The sequence below is a fragment of the uncultured Propionibacterium sp. genome (assembly GCF_963539965.1).
Lineage (GTDB): Bacteria > Actinomycetota > Actinomycetes > Propionibacteriales > Propionibacteriaceae > Propionibacterium.
On sequence record NZ_CAUTOU010000113.1, the window covers coordinates 1 to 3,381 of the forward strand.

The 3,381-nt window shown below is 70.3% G+C and carries 2 protein-coding genes and 1 pseudogene; 2 read left to right on the plus strand and 1 reads right to left on the minus strand.

The window, feature by feature from the left end:
* Both R2N01_RS11240 and R2N01_RS11245 read left to right on the plus strand, forming a co-directional pair.
* Window positions 1-732 (plus strand): annotated as a pseudogene (locus R2N01_RS11240) (hypothetical protein); the annotation flags it as partial.
* A gap of 210 nt (window positions 733-942) precedes the next feature.
* The gene (locus tag R2N01_RS11245) at window positions 943-2,625 is read left to right on the plus strand and encodes a DNA repair helicase XPB (protein ID WP_316671239.1); all 1,683 of its coding nucleotides are present in this window, start codon (window positions 943-945) and stop codon (window positions 2,623-2,625) included.
* Between the two features lie 29 nt (window positions 2,626-2,654).
* Here the strand turns inward: R2N01_RS11245 and R2N01_RS11250 are convergent, their stop codons facing one another.
* Window positions 2,655-3,230 carry an NUDIX domain-containing protein gene (locus R2N01_RS11250; RefSeq protein ID WP_316671236.1) on the minus strand — a complete coding sequence of 192 codons (576 nt, stop codon included), beginning with the start codon at window positions 3,228-3,230 and terminating at the stop codon, window positions 2,655-2,657.
* Between the last annotated feature and the right edge of the window lie 151 nt (window positions 3,231-3,381).

The following is a 3,381-nucleotide window of genomic DNA, read 5'->3' on the forward strand; positions in this document are numbered from 1 at the left end:
GGCGACGGGCTGAGCGCCATCGGGTTCCCCAGCGCGCGCCCCGGCACGGCCCGGGCCGCAGTGTCCCGGAACGCGTCCCGAGCCCCCTATCCCCCGGGCCCGGCGCGGAACCGGGGCAAGGGCCGGGGCGACGTCAGGACCGCGATCATCATCGTCCTGGCCGTCCTGCTGCTCACCGGTGTCGGCCTGGGGATCCTCCTCCTCAGCCGCGGCCGCGCCTCGAACGACCCCGCGGCCTCGCCCTCGGCGCCGGCGACAGGCGAGACGCCCACGCCGACCCCGACTCCCACGCCGACCCCGACCGTTGATGAACGCACCCAAGCGCTCAACGAGCTCGATGACGCCCGCAACCGCAGCCTGCAGAACCTCGTCCTCAACGGACGCTGGGTGCTGCAGCTCGACAGCAAGTACGAGGGCGTCAGCGATCCCCTGCAGACCACCTCGAGCGGCTCGCACACCTTCATGCTCCCCGACATCTACGCCAAGTACCAGGAGAGCGCCCAGTACGCGACCAGTCACGGAATGCCCAACGTGCTTCTGCTCAAGGGCGCTGATTTCGGCAAGCAGATATTCTCGCTGCCCGAGGACACCTGGGTGACGATCGCCGACCCGGGCGGCATAGACAGCTACGAGGCGGGCGTCGCGGTCTGCTCGGCGCTCTACCCGACTCTGTCGGGGGACCAGCTGCTCAACAGCTGCCTGCCCCGGCAGCTCTCGGAGCCGCACGCCTGACCCGGGTACCCGGCCGCGGTCCCGCGGTTGCCGTCCCGGGCGCTCGCGGGGGAGGCGGGTGGCACGGTCACGGGTACCGCCACACGGGCGCGAACCCCGGGCGCTCGCGGGGGAGGCATCGGTCCTGCATGGCCCGCCCCCCCTGTGGGCCGTCCCGGCCCCGGTGCCGGCGCCGGGACGGGGCTTCGAAAGCTTGAGGGATACTGAATGGTGATGAACAACGACGGGCCCCTGATCGTCCAATCCGATCGGACAGTGCTGCTGGAGGTGGCGCACCCGCTGGCCGACGAGGCCCGCGCCGCGATCGCCCCCTTCGCCGAGCTGGAGCGCGCACCCGAGCACGTCCACACCTATCGCCTGACCCCGCTGGGCCTGTGGAACGCCCGCGCCGCTGGCCACGACGCCGAGCAGATCGTGCACGCCCTGCTCACCTACTCCAGGTACCCGGTATCATCGGCCCTGCTCATCGATATCGCCGAGACGATGGGCCGCTACGGTGTGCTGCGCATCGACAGGGACCCCGCGCACGGTCTGGTGCTGACGAGCCTGGACGAGGCCGTCATGACGCAGGTGCGCCGCAGCGCGAGGACGAGGGGCCTGCTGGGCACGGCGATCGATCCGACGACCGTCGTCGTCCACCCCTCCGAGCGCGGTCATCTCAAACAGGTGCTGCTCAAGCTGGGCTGGCCGGCCGAGGACGTCGCGGGCTACGTGGACGGCGAGGCCCACCCGATCGAGCTGGTCGAGGACGGCTGGAGCCTGCGCCCCTATCAGGACGAGGCGGCACGGGCCTTCTGGGACGGCGGCTCCGGGGTCATCGTACTGCCCTGCGGCGCCGGCAAGACGCTCGTCGGGGCCGCGGCGATGGCTCTCGCCAAGGCCACGACGCTCATCCTCGTGACGAACACCGTCTCGGCCCGCCAGTGGCGCGCCGAGCTCCTGGCCCGCACGAGCCTGACGCCCGACGAGATCGGCGAGTACTCGGGGGCGAAGAAGCAGATCCGACCGGTGACCATCGCCACCTACCAGGTCATCACGACCAGGCGGAACGGCATCCACCCGAACCTTGAGCTCCTCAGCGCCCGCGACTGGGGCCTGGTGCTCTACGACGAGGTGCACCTGCTGCCCGCCCCGGTCTTCCGAATGACCGCGGATCTGCAGGCCCGCCGGCGTCTCGGGCTGACCGCCACCCTGGTCCGCGAGGACGGCCGCGAGGCCGACGTCTTCAGCCTCATCGGCCCCAGGCGCTACGACGCCCCGTGGCGTCTGATCGAGGCGCAGGGCTACATCGCCCCGGCGGACTGCGTCGAGGTGCGCGTCGACCTGCCGCAGGACATGCGCATGGCCTACGCCACGGCCGATGCCGATGTGCGCTACCGGCTCGCCTCCACGGCCAGCGCCAAGCTGGACGTCGTGCGCTCCCTCGTCGAGGCGCACAAGGGCATGCCCACCCTCATCATCGGCCAGTACGTCGACCAGCTCGATGAATTGGCGAGGGCCCTGGGCTGCCCGATCATCACGGGCGGGACGAGCATCGGGAGGCGTCAGAGGATCTACGACGACTTCCGCTCCGGGATCATCGACCTGCTCGTGGTCAGCAAGGTGGCGAATTTCTCGATCGACCTGCCGGCCGCCCAGGTGGCCATTCAGGTCTCGGGCACCTTCGGCTCGCGTCAGGAGGAGGCTCAGCGGCTGGGACGCCTGCTGCGCCCCAAACAGCAACTGGCCGGCCGCGAGAGTGCGCGGGACGACGCCGCCCACTTCTACACGGTGGTGGCCAGGGACACGGTGGACGCCGACTTCGCCCAGCACCGCCAGCGCTTCCTCACCGAGCAGGGCTACGCCTACCGGATCATCAACGCCGAAGAGGCGGCTCTGGAGGGCCGGGGCTGAGAGGACCGGCGCTGCCCTGCCCAGGGCGTTCAGTCGAGGTTCAGGAAGGCCCGCTGCCCGTCGGTGAGAGGGATCGTGGACTCCTCGACGCTTCCCAGGTCGATGAGGTCCTCCTGCCCACGGTCCCAGAGTTCGAGGATCTCCCTCGGCCAAACGGTAGCGGCGGCGACCTCGGCGCGGGCCATCCAGGCCGTGCGCAGGAGGGTCCGCTTCTCCTCGGCCGTGTACCCGGAGGTGTCCACCTCGAAACGCCCGGTGCGGACGACGAAGAACTCCTCGTCCTGCACGAGCACCTGATCGGTGTAGCCGTGGTGGACCAGACGGCGGGCGATGGGGCCGACCAGATCGGCCTTGGCCACGACCAGGCCCGTCTCCTCGCGCAGCTCGCGCACGGCCGCGTCGGCGTGGCTCTCGCCCCTGTCCACTCCCCCACCGGGTGTGACCCACCAGGTGGTTCCCGGAAGCCCGGGATCGGTGTCCTGCTCGAGGAGGATGCGATCATCGGCCAGGACGAGGACCCTGGCCCCCCTGCGACGACGGATCACGCGTTCGGCCGGCTCGATGGGGACGAGGGGGCGGTGTCCGAGATCGTCATCAACGTTCATGCCACCACGCTAGCGGTTCCGCAGAAAAGTCCTCGCCCCAAGCGGGACGCGAAGAATTCCCGAGGCTGATCGTTGAAGGAGAAACCCGATCCCAGTGTTTGGTTGGGGGGTGGTGGTCCGGCGGTGTCCTACTCTCCCGCGTGCTTGCGCG

Bases quoted from the DNA above. Each gene is read 5' to 3' on its own strand.
- R2N01_RS11250 (WP_316671236.1), bottom strand. From the start codon at position 3,230: ATGAACGTTGATGACGATCTCGGACACCGCCCCCTCGTCCCCATCGAG.